The sequence below is a fragment of the Mesotoga infera genome (genome assembly GCA_011045915.1).
Taxonomy (GTDB): domain Bacteria; phylum Thermotogota; class Thermotogae; order Petrotogales; family Kosmotogaceae; genus Mesotoga; species Mesotoga infera_D.
In genome coordinates this window covers 1-1545 of the sequence record DSBT01000019.1, presented here as the reverse complement: position 1 = coordinate 1545, position 1545 = coordinate 1, and the positions used below count along the sequence as shown (strand labels likewise).

3 protein-coding genes are annotated in these 1545 nt (G+C 44.8%); all 3 read right to left on the bottom strand.

Going from position 1 to position 1545, the window contains the following annotated elements; all coding sequences use genetic code 11:
- Positions 1-456 (bottom strand): hypothetical protein (locus tag ENN47_00675; GenBank protein HDP76706.1); only part of this gene is annotated, 456 nt, incomplete at its 3' end.
- Positions 457-636: 180 nt separating this feature from the next.
- Positions 637-1041, bottom strand: a complete 405-nt coding sequence (locus ENN47_00670; GenBank protein ID HDP76705.1) for a DUF4332 domain-containing protein — start codon at positions 1039-1041, stop codon at positions 637-639.
- Positions 1042-1121: 80 nt separating this feature from the next.
- On the bottom strand, positions 1122-1545 hold a 424-nt coding region (locus ENN47_00665), incomplete at its 5' end, for a DUF937 domain-containing protein (GenBank protein ID HDP76704.1).

Sequence of the window (1545 nt, the reverse complement as noted above, 5' to 3'; positions counted from 1 at the left end):
CGCTATCTCCTCAAGTTCGTCACCATCATTTACATAGAGCTTCACAAAACCAAATCCATTTGCTCTGTCGGCAAGATTCTCTTCAATGTAGTCGATGATTTCGGGGTAAAGATACTTGTAATCGGGGTGTATCTCAATCCATGCTTCGCCAGGCTCCTCGTTTTCTGAGTGAGCCACGCCGAGAATTCCACCTTCTGCGGTTTCCCATATTCCGATTGAATCTTGCCAAAGCGGCAGATCGTCTCTATGGTCCATGTGAGGCCTTGTAGGGACACTGAAATAATTCGTCGAATAATATCTGTGAAGGGGAAGGACGTGAAATCTGCAAAAATTCCATCTGTCAATTAGCCAATTGAATGGACCCCCGTGAAGAGGAAACGTTTCAATGATTAGCTCCCTAATTCTCATATAGTCTCTCTCCGGCACGTACCTTCTGAGAGTCACAATCTTGCTCAACATGATCCCTCCCTGAACAATGTGTAGGAGTTTGATCATCAAATTACTAAGAATTATACCATCGTCAACTGTTCACCAAAGTTTTCGCCGCTCACTGAATAACGGTTAACTAAAAAGAAAGTGCCGGGATCAACCCGGACACCTTTCGTTGGACTAGTTTGACTGGTCTGCTTAATGAGCTCAGTACTGAATTGCCCTTGGAAGCTTTTTTGCCTGTTCTATCCAGCTGAGTATCTGCTTCTTGGTCGGAAGCTTTCGAACGAGTTTCTTTTCACCATTCACCTCTACGATTTTCTGGTAAAGGTTGTCGCCGTTTCTCTTTGAAAGCTCTGGAACTGTATCAACTCCTGCAGCCTCCAGAAGTTCGGAGTATTCCCCCCCGATTCCTTTGATTCTCATCAGGTCGGCATGATTAACCCAGGTGAGAATACTGTCTTCAGCAATCTCTGACTTCTTTGCGAGTTCAGTTCTTGCCTTTTTGGTGGCGCAGGTCTTCAGCAGACCCTCAATAGAGCTAATCCCTGCATCCTTGAGTTTCTTTTCGAATACAGGTCCAATTCCTTCAACGATGGTAAGCTTTGACATCCGAATTCCTCCCTTCTATTTGTGGTATTCTAAAATCCTGTATTGCGGATACTGACCGATCTTCAGTAGAAATCGCCGATTTACTTCTTAGAGAACTTTCCAAAAAAACTACCGGCATCATCGAGAAGACTACCGTCTTTATCCTTGTCCAGCATATCAGCAGCCTTTCCCATCATGCCGCTACTACTGCTACTGGATACAATGTTGCTCAGGAAACCTGCGATTCCCGATGAATCAACGTTGTTTTCCTTCTTCTCATTTCCAAGTGCAGCCAGAAGAAGAGGAGCAATCTTTGAAAGAATACCGGAAACCTGGTCTTTCTTTAGCCCCGCTTGAGCTGCAAGGTTCTTCTCGACTCTCTCCTCGTTTTCCGAAAAAATGTGGCTAAGAATCTTCTGCCCTCCGCTTCTGTCAGCATTTGAAATGAAGGATTTAACGTCATCAACAGTTTCATCTTTATGTTGGTCGAGCGCTCTGTTAAGCGATTCGGCGCCTTCTTCAGTT